This window comes from Caballeronia zhejiangensis (genome assembly GCF_000698575.1).
Lineage (GTDB): Bacteria > Pseudomonadota > Gammaproteobacteria > Burkholderiales > Burkholderiaceae > Caballeronia > Caballeronia zhejiangensis.
This window is the reverse complement of the sequence record NZ_JFHD01000001.1, coordinates 316,729-335,901: the sequence shown is the minus strand read 5'-3', so window position 1 is coordinate 335,901 and position 19,173 is coordinate 316,729. Positions and strand designations below refer to the sequence as shown.

Below are 19,173 nucleotides of genomic sequence, written 5' to 3'. Positions count from 1 at the left end.
TGTATTTTCAGATGCCAAACAACACACCCGAACCACAAGCCGTCTGTGATCCTATTTCCCGAAGCGCGATCTTCATCGTCGCCACCGTGGCGCGCGGCGAAGGCAAGGCCGATGTCGTGCGCTCATGGTGCGGCGACATCGCGGCGCTGGTCCGCGCGGTCGGCACGCGCGCGCCGACCGCGAATTTGTCCTGCGTATGCGGCTTCAGCGCCGATGCGTGGGACATGCTCTTCGGCGCGCCGCGCCCCGCGTCGCTGCATCCGTTTCGCGAGTTCGGCTCGGGCGAGCGCCGCGCGATCGCGACGCCCGGCGACATCCTCATGCATATCCGCGCGGATCACATGGACCTTTGTTTCGAGCTCGCCGCGCAGATGCTCAACAAGCTCGGCGATGCAGTGACGGTCGTCGATGAAGTGCATGGCTTTCGCTACTTCGATCTGCGCGACATGGTGGGCTTCGTCGATGGTACCGAGAACCCGACAGGAAAGAGCGCCGCGCATTACACGATCATCGATGAAGAAGATCCCGATTTCGCCGGCGGCAGTTATGTGATCGTGCAGAAGTATCTGCATAACCTGGATGCGTGGAATGGCCTCACCGTCGAGCAACAGGAACTGATCATCGGACGTGAAAAGTTATCCGATGTCGAACTGGACGATTCGATCAAGCCGTCGTGCTCGCATAGCTCGCTCACGACGATCGAAGAGAACGGCAAGGAAGTGAAGATCCTTCGGCATAACATGGCGTTCGGACGTCCGGGAGCGAAGGAGTTCGGCACGTATTTCATCGGCTATGCGCGCACGCCCGCGCCGATCGAACAGATGCTCGAGAACATGTTCGTCGGCAGGCCGCCGGGCAATTACGACCGCCTGCTCGATTACAGCCGCGCGGTGACGGGCGGCCTGTTCTTCGTGCCGTCCAACGATCTGCTCGACGAACTTCCCGACCGCAACCCGGATGCCGCGACTTCTTCCGCCAGCGATAACGCGCCTGAAGATAGCCGCGCAGGAACATTGAACATCGGCTCACTCAAAGGAACTTCACAAGATGAATAACTTGCATCGAGAGCTCGCGCCGATCTCCGGCGCCGCATGGTCGCAGATCGAAGCCGAAGTCGCGCGCACGTTCAAGCGCGCGCTCGCGGGCCGCCGCGTCGTCGACGTGAAGAGTCCCGGCGGCACGGCGCTATCGGGCATCGGTACGGGGCATCAGACGAACATCGCTTCACCGAAGCAAGGCGTCGCGGCGAAGTTATACGACGTGAAGCAACTCGTGCAACTCACCGTGCCGTTCACGTTGCAGCGCGAAGCGATCGACAGCGTCGAACGCGGCTCCAACGATGGCGACTGGCAACCCGCGAAGACCGCCGCGAACGAACTGGCGCTCGCGGAAGACAGCGCGATCTTCGACGGCTTCGCGGCCGCCGGCATCACCGGCATCCGCGAGGGCAGCTCCAATGCGCCGACGTATCTCCCCGCGGACGTCGCCGATTATCCCGCCGCGATCAGTCAGGCGCTCGAGAAGCTGCGCCTTGCCGGCGTCGACGGACCCTATTCCGTGCTGCTCGGCGCGGATGCTTATACCGCGCTCGCCGAAGCGAGCGATCAGGGCTATCCGGTCATTCAGCACATCAAGCGCATCGTGAGCGGCGATCTCGTGTGGGCGCCCGCGCTTCAGGGCGGCTGTGTGCTCTCGACGCGTGGCGGCGATTACGAGCTGCATCTCGGCCAGGACTTGTCGATCGGCTATACGAGTCATACCGACACGACCGTGCAGCTCTATCTGCGCGAAACGCTCACGTTCCTGATGCTGACGAGCGAAGCGTCCGTGTCCATCGCGGCGGGCGAATAGCGTTTCGTCGCGATCGCTTCAGTTGTCGAATGTGCCCTGATACTCGGGCGCGGCATCGGAGCGCGTATTCATTTCGAACATCACGCCGCCCGGGGCGCGGCAGAAGAAGCGCGAGCCGCGCCCGTTGTTGAAGATGTCCGTCTCCATCTCCACGCCTTCCGACTTGAAGCGTTCGTATAGATCGCGCACATCATCGAGGCTCGGCAATTCGAAGCCGACATGAAACGCGCGCGGCCATTCCGGTGCATCGTCGCGCGCGTGATCGATCACGACATCGAAACCGGGACGCTTGAGTATGTACGACTGGTCCCACGTTCCGGATATCGTGAAGCCGAGATACTGCTCGAAGAATCGAGCGGTCGCGGGTGTGTCGGCGGAAGGGAAACTGAGGTGATTGAGCTTCATGTCTTGGCTCGGTCTCTACTGGGTTGATAGAGACTTCAGAATATAAGCAAAAGCTCACATTCGACTACTCGCATTGCGAACAGCCGCCGAAAGCCCGCAGCGATGCGGCTTGCACCGTCGCGTCGCTTCCATTGCTCGCATTTACGCGCCGCCGCTTCTCGACAGATAGCCGAAAACAGCGGCCCGAACGCGGCGTTCGAGGTCGTCGAGATCGCGCTCGCCGCGTTCGCCCGCGGCATCGACCATGCCTTTGACGATGGCGAGCAGATCGGCCGCCGCCACTTCCGGATTCGGATGACGTGGTGCGGCACGACCGACGATCGTCTCGACCAGCGCGTCCATTTCCCCTTTCGCCACTTCGCCGCGCAATGCCGGCCGTCCTTCCGCGATATCGAGCAGACGCGCGAGCATCGGACGCTGTAGTTGCTGACGCACGGACGCGCCGATCAGATATTCGAGCGCCGCCTTGCCGCTACGTTTGGTGAGCGCGACCGATGCATCCTCATAAAAGCGCGCGCTTTCACGACGAATCAGCGCGACGATGAGCGCATCCTTGCCCGGAAAGTATTGATAGAGCGAACCGATGCTGACGCCCGCGCGACGCGCGACCGCGTTCGTGTTGAATCCTTCGAAGCCCTCGCTTTCGAGCACTTGCGCCGCTGCTTCGACGATGGATGCCACCGTGGCTTCGGAGCGCGATTGCGCGGGCGCTTTTCGCGGGCGATACGGTTTGTGCGATGGACGCTGGCTCATTCGTTTCCTCTCGTGGATTGCGGAGCCGATTGTACAAAGCCCGGTCAAGCATGTTTTCGGACGACCTGATAACCTCGTCCGAATTCATATTGCAAAGGAGCTTGAAGCATGAGCGCATCGAACGAATATGTGCCGCCGGCCGTATGGACCTGGACCAAGGAAAGCGGCGGACAATTCGCCAATATCAATCGGCCGGTCTCCGGTCCGACACATGAAAAGGCGTTGCCCGTTGGCCGTCATCCGTTACAGCTCTATTCGCTCGCCACGCCCAACGGCGTGAAAGTCACCGTGATGCTCGAAGAGTTGCTGGCGCTTGGTCATCGCGATGCGGAATACGATGCGTGGCTCATTCGCATCGGCGATGGCGATCAGTTCGGCAGCGGCTTCGTCGATATCAATCCGAATTCGAAGATTCCGGCGCTCGTGGATCGCAGCGGCGCAACGCCTGTGCGCGTTTTCGAATCCGGCGCGATCCTGCTTTATCTCGCCGAGAAATTCGGCGCGTTCGTGCCGACGGAACCGGCAAAGCGCGCCGAGTGCTTGTCGTGGCTTTTTTGGCAGATGGGAAGCGCGCCCTATCTGGGCGGTGGATTCGGGCACTTCTATGCTTATGCGCCGAGCAAGATGGAATATCCGATCGATCGCTTCGCCATGGAAGTGAAGCGTCAACTCGACGTGCTCGACAAGCGTCTCGCGCAGAGCACTTATATCGCCGGCGACGAATACACCATTGCGGATATCGCGATCTTTCCGTGGTACGGCGGTCTCGTGAACGGCTGGCTATACAACGCCGCCGAGTTCCTTTCCGTGCATGAATACAAGCATGTGCGCCGCTGGGCCGAATTGATCGGCGTACGTCCGGCCGTTAAACGCGGCCGCATGGTGAACCGTACTTTCGGCGAGCCGTCGAGCCAGTTGCATGAGCGCCATGACGGATCCGATTTCGATACGCGCACTCAGGACAAGATCGCCGCGGAGAAGTGACGACTGCGAGCCGCGTGACGATAAGAATCTGATATTTTTGTTCAACACGCGGCATGCATAAAAACGCACGAGCGTCATCCATTTTTCAAAAAGCAGTTTCTTCATTGCACTGCGCAAATACCAGATTGACGCGGCCCCTGTGATGCTGTCACGATTCGTAGGCCATACGATCCGCTAACGGTTCTCTCGCCCGATTTCATGCGACGAATAGTGGATCAATCCCAAAGGATTCATTACAGCGTCCTTACAACGTGATAGCCGGCACACGGGAGAACGTCCATGTTGAACGCTCGGGTTGGCGCCAGATCTGCGGATAACGTCCGGATCATCGCGGCTTTGCTCATGCTGGTCGCGGCGGGTTTTCTCGCGATTCGTATGGTCATCATCTATCACTACACGCTGAGTTATTCGGCCGATCATCCGAAGGCCTTCAGCGATTTCAATTTCTACTATTACGCCTTCAGCAGCGTGCTGAATTCGCCGCACGATCCGTCGCTCATCTATAACAACGAGCGGCTCGTCGCCTATCTGACGACGCTCGGCGCCAATCTCGACGATATCCTGATCTATTGTTATCCGCCGCAATTCGCGCTGATCTTTGCGCCGTTCGCGTTATTGCCGTCGTTCACCGCGAAGCTCGCCTGGGTCGCGATGTCGGTCGTGCTGTCCATCATCGGCGCAGTGCTTCTCGCGAAGATGGCCTATCGCGGCGAAGACAGGCGCGTGACCGCGCTGCTCATCGGCGTGACCATGCTGAGCTTTCCGGTTCTGCATGACGCCTATCTCGCGCAATCGAACCAGCTTCTTTTCTTTCTTCTCGTGACGTCGTTCTTCTTGATCGAGCGCGGCAATCGCTGGCTCGCGGGAGTCTTTCTCGCGTTCGCCGTCGTCTTCAAGGTGACACCGCTCGCCATCGTCGGCTTGCTTCTCTTGCGACGCGAATGGCGCACGGTAATCTCGACGGGCGTCTGCGCCATCGCGATCACGCTCTTCACCGCGAGCAAGCTCGGCTTTCGCGTGATCTGGGAATATCTGACCGTCGAGATCGGGCGAGCGCAGACGTACATCCTCGGTGCGGGTGGCTTGCCCGGCAACAGTTCGGTGCGCGGCGCATTGCAGACCATATCCGAAAAGCTCGGCACGCCCGCATCCGAAGCGACGCTTCACGCGACATCGACGATCTTCGCCGCGATCATCTGCGTGTTCGCGTGTTACCTCGTCTTCTTCCGCAGCCGCGACAAACGCATGGACTACGCGCTCGCATGCATGACGATGCTGCTTGCCGCGCCGATCCTCGAGCCGATCCACATGGTCGTCGCGCTGATTCCGCTCGTGATTCTGCTCGGCACGGCAATCGAGCGCCGCGATCTGCAACTGTCCGCGATCTCGCTTCGCATCGAGATGCTGCTTCTCGCGATTGCCGTGCTCTTGCTGTTCTTCATGGAGCGATCCGCGATGTACACGATCTCGGCGCTGATCACCTACGCGCTCTGCATCGCGCGTTATTTCGGGCCTGCCACAGCGGTGCGGCGCAATCAGCACGCGGAATCGGGCGGCCTCGAGTCGCGGGCTTGACGGACGCCCAGCAGTGCCTTCGGTTCGAGGAACGCTTCGATGCCGAACGTGCCGTATTCGCGTCCGATGCCCGATTGCTTGAATCCGCCGAACGGGGCAGCAGGTTCATGCGCGAGCGTGTTGACGAGCACGCGCCCCGCGTCGATGCGCGACGCCACCGCGTTCGCGCGCGCGGCGTCCGATGAAGCGATGTACGCCTGCAAACCATAAGGCGTATCGTTGGCGATCGCGATGGCATCTTCGATATCGCCGTACGCGATGATCGACAGCACCGGCCCGAAGATTTCCTCTCGGGCAATGGTCATGTCGTTGGTCACGTCGCTGAAGAGCGTCGGACGCACGAACCAGCCGGCGCCGACGTGATCCGGACGCCCCTCGCCACCCGCGATCAGTCGCGCGCCCTCATCGATGCCAATACGGATATAACGCTGCACGCGCTCCCATTGCTTGCGGCTCACCATCGGGCCGATGCTCGTATGCGGATCGCGCGGATCGCCCGAGCGAGTCTTCTCGATGGCGCTCACGATTTTCTCTTCGAACTCCGCGAGCCGCGCACGCGGCACCAGAATGCGCGTGCCCGCGATGCATGCCTGACCGCTGTTCATGAAGCCCGCATCGAGCGCGAGCGGCACGGCTTCGTCGAAGTTCGCATCGTCGAGCACGATCGTCGGCGACTTGCCGCCGAGTTCGAGCGTCACGCGCTTGAGCGTATCGGCGGCTGTGCGCAGGATCGTCTTGCCGACGACCGTCGATCCCGTGAACGACAGCTTCGCGACATCGGGATGCGCGCTGATCTCCGCGCCCACAATATCGCCTCGGCCCGTGACGATGTTGAACACGCCTGCCGGAAGTCCCGCCTCATGCAGCGCTTCGGTGACGACGCGCGTTTGCATCGCGCTCATTTCGCTCGGTTTGATGACCGCCGTGCAACCCGCCGCGAGCGCCGCCGCCAGCTTGCCGCAGATAAAGCCGGCGTCGCTATTCCACGGCGTGATCAGCCCGGCAACGCCGAGCGGTTGCATCATTACTTTTGCCGTACCCGCGTCACGCACGAACGCATAGTCTTCGAGCACCTTCGCCGCTTCGAGCAGCACGTTGCTCGCATGTCGCGCCATCCAGCGGCCGCGCGAAACCGGTGCGCCGTATTCTTCGACGATGGCCTCGAAAAGCTCATCCTCTTTCGCGATGACGGCGGCGTGCATGCGCTTCAGCATGTCGATACGTTCGCGCTTGTCCGTCCGCGAGAATGCGGGAAATGCGCGTTTCGCCGCCGCAATTGCATTGCGCGCATCGTCCTTGTCTGCGAGGCGCACGCGGCCGATAACTTTTTCTGTCGCGGGATTGAAGAGTTCGAAAAGCTCGTTGCCGTGCGGCGTGACAAACGCGCCGCCGATATAAATCTGGTCGATGTCATGCATGATGAATTCGCTCGGTCGATGTATTGAGCAAAAGATAAGGCGTTTGCATTGATTCGACTAGACGTACAATCCGGCATGACCTATTGAACGATTTAGCATAATGAAAACATCGGGGCTCACCGAACTCGAAGCGGTTCTTTCCGTCGCGCGGCATCGCAGCTTTCGCGCGGCGGCGAATGAACTGAGCGTATCGACGTCCGCGCTGAGTCATGCGATCGCCGCGCTGGAGGCTCGCATCGGCGTGCGGCTCTTCAATCGCACGACCCGAAGCGTGTCGCTTTCCGAGGCCGGCGCGCAATTCGTGCAGAACATCGCGCCCGCGCTTTCGACGATTCGCGACGCGCTCGAACAGGCCGGCAGCTTTCGCGACACGCCATCGGGTACGTTGCGTATCAATACATCGGTGGGCGCGGCGCATCAGGCGATGCCGCTTTTCATCGCGTTCCTGAAGCGCTATCCGGACATGAAGCTCGATATCGTCACCGAAGGCCGGCTCATCGATATCGTCGTCGAAGGTTTCGATGCGGGCATTCGTCTGCTGGAAACCGTACCGCAAGACATGATCGCGGTGCCGTTCGGCGATCGCCAGCGCTTCGCCGTCGTCGGCAGTCCCGCGTACTTCGAACAGCACAAGCCGCCACGCGCGCCTGCCGACCTCGCGACGCATCGCTGCATTCGCAGCCGCATGCCGAGCGGGTCGATCTATCAATGGGAATTCGAGCGGCATGGCGAATCCATACGCATCGATGGCGACGGCGCGCTGACGCTCGACGAACCGGGCATGATGCTGACCGCCGCGCGCGCGGGGATCGGTCTCGCTTACCTGACCGAATGGAATGTCGCCGCGGATCTCGAAGCAGGCGCCCTCGTGCGCGTGCTCGAAGACTGGACGCCGCCGCTCGACGGACTATGCCTCTACTATCCCGGCCGTCGTCATGTGCCGGCGGGCTTGCGCGCATTGACGCACATGATCCGCGAATATGCCGACGCAAATCGAAAGCACCCGGCGCCGAAAAAGAAGCGTCGAAAGGTCAATTCAAAGACTTAACGCCGCCATCAGTTTTGTTTATCGCGGTTTTCGGTGTGAGGCGTTCGATTGTCGCTTGAAAGCGGCATTCCGACACTGTGCCTGCAAGGCTCGCCTCATTTCCGGACGCGACCTTGCATTTCACTTTCGGTATCGGATCAATGGTTAACCCTTTCTTTTCATGCCCTGTCATCGGCGTACGTTCGCACCGGCGGGTAATCGTCGCACTACGCGCGATGCTATCGCTCACCAATCCAACGACAACGATGAGGGTGTATGAGAGTGAGACATCAACTGAAGCCATTGAGCGCGGGCGTGTTGTTCTATGCGGCGGCGATCGCAACGCCGGCGTTAGCGCAAAGCAGCGTCACGCTGTACGGTATCGTCGACGATTCGATCGTCTATCAGAGCAGCCAGACCAATCTCGCAAAGACGAACCCGGGCCGCTCGAACGTCAAGACCGGATCGGGCATCTGGGCCGGTAGCCGCTTCGGTTTGAAGGGCGCCGAAGATCTCGGCGGCGGCAACAAGGCCATCTTCCAGTTGGAATCGGGCTTCGACATCAATAGCGGACAAGCACAGTTCACCAATGCGATGTTCGGCCGTCAGGCATGGGTCGGTCTCACGAATCCGGCGTACGGTACGTTGACGTTGGGTCGTCAATACACCTCGTACTACACGCTGCTCTCGCCGTATAGCCCGACGAACTGGCTGACCGGTTACTTCGGCGCGCATCCGGGCGATCTGGACGGCCTCGACACGATCTATCGCGCGAACAATTCGATCGTCTATACGTCGCCGAAGATGTATGGCTTCACCGTAAGCGGCTCGTACTCGCTTGCAGGCGTGCCTGACAGCGTGTATCAGGGCTCGACGTGGTCGGCTGCGCTGCAATACCAGCAAGGCCCGATCGGCGGCACGGTCGCGTTCTCGCGCATCAACAACGCGGCCAATGGCGGCGGCATCTACAGCAGCAGCTCGACGACGATCAACAGCACGGCAGCGACCGATGGTTCGGGCCAGCCGGGCGTGTCGGCGGTGACGGCCGGTTATCAACGCGCACAAGCGCAACAGCGCTTCGCGGTTGCAGGCGGTTATCAGTTCAACAGCGCGTGGGACATCTCGGCCACGTACACGAACGTTCAATACATCCCGGGCGTGAATTCGCAATTCACCGACGAAGCCGTGTTCAACACGGTCGGCTCGGTGTTGCACTGGAAGGCGACGTCGGCATGGGACTTCGCAGCGGGCTACAGCTATACATGGGCCAGCAAGGCGAACGGCATCAACGACGCCGCGTCGTACCACCAGTTCAATCTCTCGCAGTACTACTCGCTGTCGAAGCGCACGGGACTGTACGCACTGGAAGCGTTCCAGCGTGCGAACGGCAACACGCTGGCGGCGCCCTCGGGCACCGCTACGAACCGTCAGACGGCCGCCAACGCAACGATCGGCGACGGCTTCCAGAGCGCGCCGTCGGCATCGCGCAGCATGTTCGCGGCGGGCGTCGGCATCATCCATCGCTTCTGATCGAACGCGCGTAGCACCACGATCGTTTCATATCGTCCGCACGCTTCGGCGTGCTGGCGACGTTCGTCCGTACGCCATCAAAACGAAGTCTAGGAGATAACTATGAGAGCTCTGGATCCCAAGCGATTAATGGCGCTGATAACCGCCTGCCTCGTGACCGTCGTCGTCACGGCATGCGGAGGCAGTGGCAACAATAGCGGTAGCGGCAACGCCGCGCAAACACCGTTGGCCGTGGTGAAACCTACGGTCGATTGCTCGAAGCTGGCATCGGTCGATTTGAGCGATATCGGCGGCACCGGCAGCACGATCACATCGGCGACGGTCACGGCCGCGACCGTCAACGGCGCCACCGTCAACTTCTGCACGGTCAAAGGCACGCTCGCGCCTTCGAATACGTTCGAGGTCGCACTGCCCGTCGACTCGTGGACACAGCGCTTCGCCGAACTCGGCTGCGGCGGCTTGTGCGGCAATCTGAGCGATCCGACTCAGCAAAGCTCCTTCAGTTTCAGCTATACGTGCCCGCTCGTTCAACAAGGCGGCTTTGTCACGGCAGCGACCGACATGGGTCATTCGGGTCAGGATTCGACATGGTCGACCGATCCGCAAAAGCAGGCCGACTTTGCGTATCGCGGCCAGCACATCACGACGCTCGCCGCGAAGAAGTTGATCAAGGCTTACTACGGACAGGAGCAGAAATACGCTTACTTCGTCGGCTGTTCGGATGGCGGCCGTGAAGCGCTGATGGCCGCGCAACGTTATCCGTCGGATTACAACGGCATCGTCGCGGGCGCGCCGGCTGCGCATTTCCAGATTCAAAACTCGCTCTATCACGGCTGGAACGTCGAATCGAACAGCACGACGGGTACGAGCGCAGGCAAGGCCGTGCTCTATGCCGACAAGGCTCAACTGCTGCACAAGGCAGTCGTGGCTGCATGCGGCGGTCAAGCCAACGTACCCGATGGTCTCCTCGCCGATCCGCGTACCTGTCACTTCGATCCCGCATCGATTCAATGCGCGGCCAATGCATCGAGCACGAGCAACTGTCTGACGGCCGCCGAAGTCGCAACGGCCTCGAAGATCTACAGCGGCCCGACCGATACGAATACCGGCATGCCCATGCTGGGCGGCTCGCCGCAGTTCGGCTCGGAAGCGAACTGGATCGGTGTCGAAGTGCCGACGACGAACTCGACGGACGCAGCCGTGCCCGTCACCAGTCTCTTCAGCTACATGATCGTGACCGGGGCATATAACCTGATCTTCACGGGGTCGCCGTCGATGCCGAATGTCGACACCTTCGGCTATCACGATGCGAGCTTCTATTCGAGCTATCTGCAGGCGAACCATCCGCTCAACGATGCAACGAGCCCCGATCTGTCGGCGTTCAAGAACGCGGGCGGCAAGCTGATCCTGTGGCACGGCTGGGCGGATCAGCACATCTCCCCGCTTTTCACGATCCGCTATTACCAGGCCGTGAAGGACACGATGGGCGAAGCGAGCGCGAACGAGTTCTCGCGTTTGTATGTCGTGCCGGGCGTGGGTCACTGCGGCGGCGGCGAAGGCTTTCCGAACATCGATCTCGTATCGCAGATCACGGGCTGGGTCGAACAAGGCACATCGCCGAATGCGGTGATGACCTATCAGACCGATGCGACGACGAGCAAGGTGACGGCATCGCGTCCGGTGTATCCGTATCCGGCCGTGGCGAAGTTCAGCGGCAGCGGCGACTGGCACGACGGTGCGAACTGGAGCCAAGGTGCGCCGCTGTATAACGACGCTGCGCCGACATGGGCGGGCGCGAGCTTCTATACGTCGTATAGCCCGAAGACGCAGGGCGTGGCTGCACCGTAAGTTGCATCGAGCGCGCCGCTGTCGTTCCATCATTACCGGTGATGCAGCGGCGCGCACTTCCCCCTTGACTCACGCGGGCACAGAGTCAGTTCTGCTGCCACGAGAAGTTCCTGTGCCGTTCTCGCCGAAGCATGGCAATCCAAGCAAGGCAAGCGAAACGATTATCAGCACCCTTGCTGCAGTAGAAACGGCTACGCAGAAAACGATAAACGGCAGAAAAGACCAGTCGAAATGTTGCCGTACACAAGATATTTTTTCTGCTATCGGGTTTACTTCTACGTCGGAACAAAGTAACCTTTCCCCGCTGACTTAATACCGGCAACGCACGCTCAGGGCGCGAACTGCATCGCGCCGCCGTCAGCAATTTTGACGTCATCGAAGTCGTATCGCTGCACATGTTACCGATGACCGACGCGAATTCACCTTCGCGGATCATCGTCATCGAACGCTGGCCCTTCCGCATGCACATCGCTTTTGTGCTCGGCTTTGCTTCAGCGAATCTGCACTGGCTTGGCTTTTTCGGCGCACCGATACGCGTCGTCAATGGCGTTCACCCTGAGCCGGTCATTCGGATTACTAACAAGCTCTTTCAACTATTTCGGATGCGCGACCGATTCTGCGCATCGCCTCGTTGATCGCTCGACCCGGCGCTCAACGTGTGCCCTGATCGTTGCGAAAGCGCGCATCTCCGTTAGTCATACTAAACGCCATGAAGAACAGAATTGCCTCCTTCCTGCCCCGATCCATTGCGGCAACCCTCGCCGCAAGCATGGTGCTTGCCGCCTGCGGTGGCAGCGACAACCCCGCCGACACCGCCGCGGCGAGCACGAGCGCGGCATCGCTGAAGTCGACCGCGAAGGCCGCAAGCGGCAGCGGCTCGATCTTTTACGGCGCGAACGGCCACAACAGCAACGGCGGCGCTTACGACGTCGTGGGCGCGAAGACGCAGTTGTCGCAATTGCAGGATCTCGGCGCAACGATCTATCGCAATGACGTGTACAGCCAGACATCGGCCAACATGGTTGCGAACATCGCGAAGACGATGGAAGAAGGCGGCGTCACCGTGTATCCGGTGATGCTCATGAACCTGAACTACAACAGCGAGAACGACGCCTACAAGGCGGGCTACACGCTCGGCCAGCAGACGGCCAACAGCTACCCCTACAAGTACTACGAGGTCGGCAACGAACTCGAAGCGAAGGCGCTTATCGGCAATGTCGACGGCACCGTCTGGTATCAGTACAACAACTGGTCGTTCATGCTCGCGCGCGGCGTGATCCGCGGGATGATCGCAGGCGTGAAGTCCGTGGACAGCTCCGCGAAGATCGTCCTCGGCGGCACCTGGCTGCACACCGCTTTCTTCCAGATGCTCGCCGACGGTTCGCAACCGGACGGCACCTGGGGTCATCCGGCGGTGAGTTGGGATGTCACGTCGTGGCACTGGTATTCGAGTCAGGGCGACATGACGCACGCATGCGGCGGCACGGGATGTCATGACGTGCTCCAGTTTCTGCACGATATGGGCAAGCCGGTATGGATCAACGAGTTCGGCGTGCGCCCAGACTTCGGCTCGTACAGCCAGATCGCGACATACATGACAGGCAGTCTGATGATGGCGCAGTTCGCGAGCGTCGCGTCGAAGTACAACATCCAGTCGATTCAGGCCTTCGAACTCTACGACGACAGCGAAGGCGATTACGGTCTTATCCAGAGCGACGGACTCACGCAGAAGGCCGCCTACTGGGCATACAAGACCTTCGTGCAGAACCATCCGATGTGATCGGGCCAGCGGTAAGGAACCGAAAGGCGGGCGTGTTCAAGCATCGTCGCGACAGGCCGTTATTGCGGCTTTGCAGTAGCGCATAAAGACGAGGCCAGCGATGCAGATCAACAGTGCGACCACGGCCGCCTATACGAGCGCCGATACGCCTCTTCCCCGCCGCGACGCGCCTGCCGATGACACGACCGACGTCGAGCAGGACGCATCGGCCGACGATGCCGCCGTGCCTCAGCAAACCAACACGCCGTCATCGGTGAAATCGTTCGCTTATGGCGCGCTCGGGCTGGAACGTCCCGAAGTGCAGGCGACCGATACGAATGGCTTCTACACCGCGGGCAAATGGGTTGCAGCAGCGGCGACCATCGGCGGAATCGTGTCCCTGTTCGTCTGATCGCTCGCGGATTAATACCTGGAAATAACTCGCCGGATTGGCGCCTTGCTCCGCATATCGGATGACGGCGCGTCGCGGGAAGATATCGATGCGTGATGTCGACAGACACACCGCCCTTCTTTCCATCGATACGACGCCAAGCCATGCAAGTTCAATTCGGCGGCCCGAGCATGTTCGGCACGCTCATCGCTCGCGCGCTCCTTGCCTTCGGGGCAAGCGCGCTTTCCGGCTGTACGTGGACGCTGATTACGGCCGCCGATGCCGCCGGCTCGCTCGTGCAGGCGGGCATGACGGTCGCGTCGAACTATTCGTCGCCGACATCGGTGACGGGCTCGCCTGCCTCGTTGCAATCCGTATGCATCGAACTGAACCAGAACGTCGCGACAGGCGACTTCGTGCCCTCGCTGCAGGTCGCGTTGCAGCGGCGCGGTGTGATTTCGACGGTCTATAACCCCGGCACGTCGCCGCCCGGTTGCGAGGCGATGTTCGTCTACGCCGCGACGACGAGCTGGAACAAGCGCGCGTTCGGCAGCGAGCCGGTGCCGTATCTGTCGGCGATCGATCTCACGATCGTGCGTCAAGGGCAGATTCTCGTGACGGCGCGCTACGACACCAATGGTCTGAACGTAGACCGTTTCGCGAGCGCGCGGCAGAAGCTCGATGCGCTGGTCGACCGTATGGTGGTCTCGCGCACACAGTGAAGGGCGCTTTCCTTACGGCATCTTTCCGATGCGATTTCACGCGTGAAACCGGTGCTAATCTGCCTGCGCAGTAGTTGTTGACCGATCCCTCTTGCGGCTCGCCATCGTTCTTCTGGCGAGTCGCCTTTTTTTTATCACATGCTCCCGGCGGTCCGCTCGCGCAGCGGATGCCAATAGCACACGCGCAGCCCCGTCTCTGTGTTCTGGAGCACGAAGCGAGCGCCACTGCGCCGCGCGGTTTCGGACACGATCGAAAGGCCGAGGCCGCTGCCCATCGTGCGCGTGCCGGGGATGCGATAGAACGGCTCGAGCACGCGAGTCAGTTCGTCGTCGGGGATGCCTGGTCCCGAGTCTTGCACCTCCAGCAGCAAGTCCTGTCCGCTCACAGTGACGGATACATCCACTCTGCCGCCTTCCGGCGTGTAGCGCACGGCATTGTCGACGAGATTGCGCAACACGACGGCCAGCGCGGGCGCGTCGGCGATCACGTCGACATCGTCGACGCGTTCGAGCCCGAGATCGACATGCTTGTCCTCGGCCATGTTCACCGACTGGATCACGATATCGGTTGCGAGCTCTCGCAGCGATACGACCGATGGCTTCATCGACGATCCATGCTGCGAACGCGCGAGCGCGAGCAACTGTTCGACGAGCCGCGCAGTGCGCCGTATCGCGGCGTGAAACGTGACGAGACGCTCGCGCGCGACGATGGCCGAGTCCGCGGCGCCGAGATGCTCCGCCTGCAACGACAGCGCGGCAAGCGGCGAACGCAACTCGTGCGCGGCATCGGCGATGAAACGGCGCTGCTGGGCCATCGCATCCTTCAGGCGGCCGATGAGCCGGTTGATCGACGTGACGAACGGCAGCAGTTCTGCCGGGATGTCTTCCTCGGACAGCGTGTCGAGCGTTGCATCGTCCTGCGAGTCCACGACACTCGCGAGACGGCGCACCGGCAGGAGCATCCGCCGCACGAGAAAGAAGACCAGCGCGACAATCACGGGCGTCAGGGCGAGCATCGGAAAGAGGGTACGCATTGCGCCGTCGCTGGCGATTTCATCGCGGATCGTGGACAGCTCCGCGACCGCGATCCGGTCTCCGGAATGCAGCGTGCGGACATCGACACGCCAGCGCCTGCCATGCGTTTCGAGGTCATGCAGGCCGTCCTTGAGCGTCGCCGGAACGATGATCGGTGCCGATGCGTTCGCGGCTTCCCATTCAGGCTCCAGGCGCGAGATGACGAGCCGCACGTCCGAATCCTGACTGCCTTGCCACGCGACGGCGGTCGTATCCAGAACCAGCTTTTTCGCATCGATGAGCGCGCCGATCTCGCGCAGATGACCGTCCTGAAGCTTGTTCGCTTCGTGAGACGCGGCGGCAAACGAGGCGACGCCCGCCATTACGCTCAGCGCGGCGACGACGGAGGCAATCCACCAGGTGAGCCGCGAGGTCATCGAGCGGGGTGAGCGGATCTGGTGTGTCTCCATTCGAGGCCTCGTCTATTTTTTTATGTATCGCAGGGTTCTATTTTTTCAGAATGGCGGGCGTGCTTGATTCGTGGCGGGAATGCTAGCACCGCCGCGAAGGAGATTTGATTTTGACAGGCGATACGGGAGCGTGCATATCGCCACGATGACGGCCCGTGCGGGAAAGCGAGGCAGAGAGCCTCGTTCGAAGGACTGGAGCGACGCCGGCGCGGCGAGAAACCGAGCGAGCTTATCTGAGCAACTGCTTCAATTGCGGAATCGGTAAGACATCGGAGCGCGCGGCGAATCGGAAGGCCGCGCTCGAATCCTCCACCACCCTACCCCACCAACTTCGCCCGCAATATCGCCACATCGGCGGCACTCACCGCCAACCCCTGCGCGAGATAGTTACTCAACGTCCCGAACCCGCTGTGCATCTCCTCGAACGCGGCTTCGATCGTCGCGCTTTGCGCCCGATAAAGCGGCGCGACCGCCTGCGCATTCATCCCGGCACGCGCCGCATGCGCTTTCACGCGCGCATCGATCTGCGTCTCTGCCGCCGTGTTCGTCAGCAGATAGTCCTGGATGATCACATCGAGCGGCACATCGGCGATGGCGAGCAGCAGCGCCGCCGCCCAGCCCGTCCGATCCTTGCCCGCCGTGCCGTGGACCACCTGCGCGCCTGAAACACGCGCAAGCCGAGTCAGCAGCGCGCCGAATTGCAAGCGCGCGGCCGGATCGGTCACGAGCTGACGCTGTCGCGCGTTCATCCACGCGGTCGCGGCGGCCGCATCGACGGGCGTCGCGCCGGCTGCGTCGATCGGCGCGATCTCGTGGGTCTCGCGCACCGCGTCCGTCGGCACGCGGTCCGGCGCAAGCGACGCCTCCGCCACCACGCGAAGATCGTGCACCGCGCGCAACGACAAGCGCGCAAGCAACGCCGCGTCCGCATCGCCGGGTGTCAGTGCGCCGGACCGATAGAACACGCCACGACGCAAGCGGCCGCCATCGACGGTCGGATAGCCGTCGCCCACGCCGGCCACATCGCGGAAATTTTCGACCGTCGAGAGCCTCGGCGTTTCCATCACGCTGCGCTCTTCGCTCGCGCCGCCGCACGCCGATAGCAATGCGCCCGCGCCGAAAGTGGTCGAAAGCAATGCGACGCGCGCGCCGCCGCGAATGAAAGCGCGGCGCGACAAAGGCGCCTCACGCGTGGACGAAGCAAGCATCATGTTTGATCAAAGGGAATGACGATACGCACGATCAGCCCGCCGCCCTCGGCATTGGCGATCTCGCAGCGGCCGCGCTGCTCGCGCGCCAGACGTTCGACGATGGTGAGCCCGAGGCCGCAATGCCCGTTGCCGCTGCGCGCGGGATCGAGCCGCACGAAGGGACGCAGCGCTTCGTCCAGGCGCTCGTCGGGAATGCCGGGTCCGTGATCGCGCACTTCGATCAGCCAGTCGCTATCCCGCAGCGCGGTGCGAATCTCGACGGGCGGCTCGCCATGTTCGAGCGCGTTGTCGACGAGATTGGTCATCAGCCGGTCGATGAAAGTGCGCGGCAAGTGAAACGCATCGCCCGCTTCGAGCGACAGCGCGAACAACGGATCGTCGCCATCCTCGGGCGACGCGAACTGCTCGGCGATGAACGCATCGACGCCGGTCGTCGCGCCGTCCGACGACGACCGTCCCGCGAATTCGAGAAACTGCTGCACGATGCGCGTCATCGAATCGATGTCGCGCAGAAAATTCGCGCGCTCGCGTTCGTCCTTCGCGAGCACGCTCGCCCGCAGCGACAGGCGCGTGAGCGGCGCCTTCAGATCGTGCGCGATGCCGGCCAGCATCACGGCGCGATCGTCGTCGGCGTCGGTGAGCTTTTTCATCATCTGATTGAACGCGCCGATGAGCTCGCGCAATTCGCGCGGCCCGTTTTCCTCGACGGGCACCGGCCGCTCGCCGCCGCCGAAGCGTCGCGCGGCCTGCGCGACGCGCGCGAGCGGCCGCTGCAACTGCCATGTCGCAATCAGCGAAAGCACGAGCGCGCCGGCGAGCAGCACGACGCCTTCGGTCATGAAGGGCGCGGGCGGCGGCAGATCGATCGGCGCGACGATCCACACATTGCTCGACGGATAGCGCACCCAGAGCCGCGATTTGTTATGGCCGTCGATATCGATCGCGATCTGCGTTCCGGGCGGCAAACGACTGGCGAGCTGCCGCGCGAGATGCCCGTGACGCGTCTTCGCGGGATCGCGCAGCGTCAGCGGCTCCGGCATGTTCCACACCGGCACGATATGCACGCGCGTCTCGCGCATCAGCCGTCCGCCGAGCGCGACATCGTTGTGCGCCGCTTCCAGCACGATCAGCAGCGCGCGCGCGTAACCATCCGCTTCCTTGTGCGGCCCTTGTACGTGGAGAATCGCGAACCATCCGACCTGCAGCGTGACCAGCACGCCGATCGACACGATCGCCATGCGGCCGAACAGCGAATCGATGAAACCGCGCAGCGTCCGCGCGGACTGCCAGAAACCCGAACGCATCGCGGCTACGCCTCGATCCAGCCGGATGCCGAATCGTCCGCATCGGGAACGAAGACATAGCCTTGCCCGCGCACGGTCTGCACATGACGCGGATGCGACGGATCGTCTTCGATCAGACGGCGCAGACGCCAGATCGGCACATCGAGGCCGCGATCGCGGAAAGGCAGATCGTCGCGATGCACGAGATCGTGGATCAGCACGCGCGACAGCACCTTGTACGGATTCTTGATGAAGACCTTCAGCAGCGCGAACTCGCTGTCGCGCAACGCGATGCGCTCGTCGCCGCGCAACAGCGAACGCGACACGAAATCGACTTCGAAGCGCCCGAAGCGTTCGCGCGGCGCGGGTTCGGGCCGGCTCGGCGCGGCCGTGCGCCGCCGCAGCACCGCTTCGATCCGCGCGAGCAATTCATGCGGATCGAACGGCTTGGCGAGATAGTCGTCCGCACCCGATTGCAGGCCGGCGATTTTTTGCGGAACGCTGTCGCAACCGGTCACGAAGATCACCGGAATGTCTTCGCCCGCCGCGCGCAGATCGCGCAGCGCGCGCAAGCCGTCCGTGACCGGCATCATGATGTCGAGCACGACGATGGACGGACGTTCGAGCTCCAGACGCCGACGCAAACCGGCGCCATCGTGCAGCACGGAAACGTCGATGCCTTGCTCTTGAAAGAAGCGGCGCAGCAGGTCGCGCACCGCGGGATCGTCGTCGACGATAAGAACCGATGTAGCCATCCCAAAATTCTATTCGTACACAAATGCCTTACAGCGCGTCTCGCGCGTCGCGCAACGTTACGGATTCTTACCGGACGCGTCTTTCGCGCGATGAAGCCTCGCAGCACACGCGTTCCATTCCCGCGACAAGCCCCGCGCGTCGGTAAAGCGCCGTCGAAACGCGCGCCGAAACAGGCC

18 protein-coding genes are annotated in these 19,173 nt (G+C 61.9%); 11 read left to right on the top strand and 7 right to left on the bottom strand.

The features are described from left to right. Positions 1-11: 11 nt before the first annotated feature. Positions 12-1,055: a Dyp-type peroxidase gene (locus tag BG60_RS01515; protein ID WP_033536009.1), complete on the top strand. Its 1,044-nt coding sequence runs from the start codon at positions 12-14 to the stop codon at positions 1,053-1,055. After that, the gene (locus BG60_RS01510; protein ID WP_008346410.1) at positions 1,048-1,851 is read left to right on the top strand and encodes a family 1 encapsulin nanocompartment shell protein; all 804 of its coding nucleotides are present in this window, start codon (positions 1,048-1,050) and stop codon (positions 1,849-1,851) included. The genes BG60_RS01515 and BG60_RS01510 overlap by 8 nt, the downstream gene beginning before the upstream one ends. Before the next feature lie 18 nt (positions 1,852-1,869). Here the strand turns inward: BG60_RS01510 and BG60_RS01505 are convergent, their stop codons facing one another. Together BG60_RS01505 and BG60_RS01500 are read right to left on the bottom strand one after the other, a co-directional pair. Beyond that, positions 1,870-2,256, bottom strand: coding sequence for a VOC family protein (locus tag BG60_RS01505; protein WP_008346408.1), 387 nt, complete (start codon positions 2,254-2,256; stop codon positions 1,870-1,872). Positions 2,257-2,397: 141 nt separating this feature from the next. Continuing rightward, positions 2,398-3,009 carry a TetR/AcrR family transcriptional regulator gene (locus tag BG60_RS01500; RefSeq protein ID WP_008346406.1) on the bottom strand — a complete coding sequence of 204 codons (612 nt, stop codon included), beginning with the start codon at positions 3,007-3,009 and terminating at the stop codon, positions 2,398-2,400. Positions 3,010-3,117: 108 nt separating this feature from the next. On the opposite strand from BG60_RS01500, the gene yghU reads away from it, so the two are divergent. Beyond that, complete coding sequence (gene yghU, locus BG60_RS01495) at positions 3,118-3,993, top strand: glutathione-dependent disulfide-bond oxidoreductase (protein WP_008346404.1); 876 nt, start codon at positions 3,118-3,120, stop codon at positions 3,991-3,993. A gap of 279 nt (positions 3,994-4,272) precedes the next feature. Beyond that, on the top strand, positions 4,273-5,568 hold the full coding sequence (locus BG60_RS01490; RefSeq protein WP_033536010.1) for a glycosyltransferase family 87 protein: 1,296 nt from the start codon (positions 4,273-4,275) through the stop codon (positions 5,566-5,568). Here the strand turns inward: BG60_RS01490 and BG60_RS01485 are convergent. Beyond that, positions 5,529-6,986 (bottom strand): aldehyde dehydrogenase family protein, encoded by a 1,458-nt coding sequence (locus BG60_RS01485; RefSeq protein WP_008346399.1) that lies wholly within the window; start codon positions 6,984-6,986, stop codon positions 5,529-5,531. The two genes, BG60_RS01490 and BG60_RS01485, sit on opposite strands and share 40 nt — an antisense overlap. Positions 6,987-7,086: 100 nt before the next feature. Here BG60_RS01485 and BG60_RS01480 point away from each other — a divergent pair, with 100 nt between their 5' ends. The 7 genes from BG60_RS01480 (at position 7,087) to BG60_RS01450 (ending at position 14,263) form a co-directional block, all read left to right on the top strand. Beyond that, positions 7,087-8,034: a LysR family transcriptional regulator gene (locus BG60_RS01480; protein WP_008346397.1), complete on the top strand. Its 948-nt coding sequence runs from the start codon at positions 7,087-7,089 to the stop codon at positions 8,032-8,034. Between the two features lie 255 nt (positions 8,035-8,289). Beyond that, a complete protein-coding gene (locus BG60_RS01475; protein ID WP_051996387.1) occupies positions 8,290-9,543 on the top strand; it encodes a porin in 1,254 nt (417 codons plus the stop codon). Positions 9,544-9,645: 102 nt separating this feature from the next. Next, on the top strand, positions 9,646-11,391 hold the full coding sequence (locus BG60_RS01470) for a tannase/feruloyl esterase family alpha/beta hydrolase (protein ID WP_144403633.1): 1,746 nt from the start codon (positions 9,646-9,648) through the stop codon (positions 11,389-11,391). Positions 11,392-11,795: 404 nt separating this feature from the next. Further along, positions 11,796-12,026 (top strand): hypothetical protein, encoded by a 231-nt coding sequence (locus BG60_RS01465; RefSeq protein ID WP_033536011.1) that lies wholly within the window; start codon positions 11,796-11,798, stop codon positions 12,024-12,026. Between the two features lie 74 nt (positions 12,027-12,100). Then, positions 12,101-13,171 (top strand): hypothetical protein, encoded by a 1,071-nt coding sequence (locus tag BG60_RS01460; RefSeq protein WP_033536012.1) that lies wholly within the window; start codon positions 12,101-12,103, stop codon positions 13,169-13,171. A 100-nt stretch (positions 13,172-13,271) separates the two neighbouring features. Further along, the gene (locus BG60_RS01455) at positions 13,272-13,562 is read left to right on the top strand and encodes a hypothetical protein (protein WP_008346386.1); all 291 of its coding nucleotides are present in this window, start codon (positions 13,272-13,274) and stop codon (positions 13,560-13,562) included. Positions 13,563-13,705: 143 nt separating this feature from the next. Next, a complete protein-coding gene (locus tag BG60_RS01450) occupies positions 13,706-14,263 on the top strand; it encodes a hypothetical protein (RefSeq protein ID WP_008346383.1) in 558 nt (185 codons plus the stop codon). A gap of 134 nt (positions 14,264-14,397) precedes the next feature. Here BG60_RS01450 and BG60_RS01445 read toward each other — a convergent pair whose 3' ends face one another. From BG60_RS01445 to BG60_RS01430, 4 genes are all read right to left on the bottom strand, one after another. Next, positions 14,398-15,747: an ATP-binding protein gene (locus BG60_RS01445; RefSeq protein WP_033536013.1), complete on the bottom strand. Its 1,350-nt coding sequence runs from the start codon at positions 15,745-15,747 to the stop codon at positions 14,398-14,400. A 317-nt stretch (positions 15,748-16,064) separates the two neighbouring features. Further along, positions 16,065-16,958 carry a tyrosine-protein phosphatase gene (locus tag BG60_RS01440; RefSeq protein WP_034470139.1) on the bottom strand — a complete coding sequence of 298 codons (894 nt, stop codon included), beginning with the start codon at positions 16,956-16,958 and terminating at the stop codon, positions 16,065-16,067. Then, positions 16,955-18,229 carry an ATP-binding protein gene (locus BG60_RS01435; RefSeq protein WP_033536043.1) on the bottom strand — a complete coding sequence of 425 codons (1,275 nt, stop codon included), beginning with the start codon at positions 18,227-18,229 and terminating at the stop codon, positions 16,955-16,957. Before BG60_RS01435 ends, BG60_RS01440 begins: the two co-directional genes overlap by 4 nt. Before the next feature lie 38 nt (positions 18,230-18,267). Further along, on the bottom strand, positions 18,268-18,996 hold the full coding sequence (locus BG60_RS01430) for a response regulator (RefSeq protein ID WP_008346377.1): 729 nt from the start codon (positions 18,994-18,996) through the stop codon (positions 18,268-18,270). Positions 18,997-19,173 lie beyond the last annotated feature (177 nt).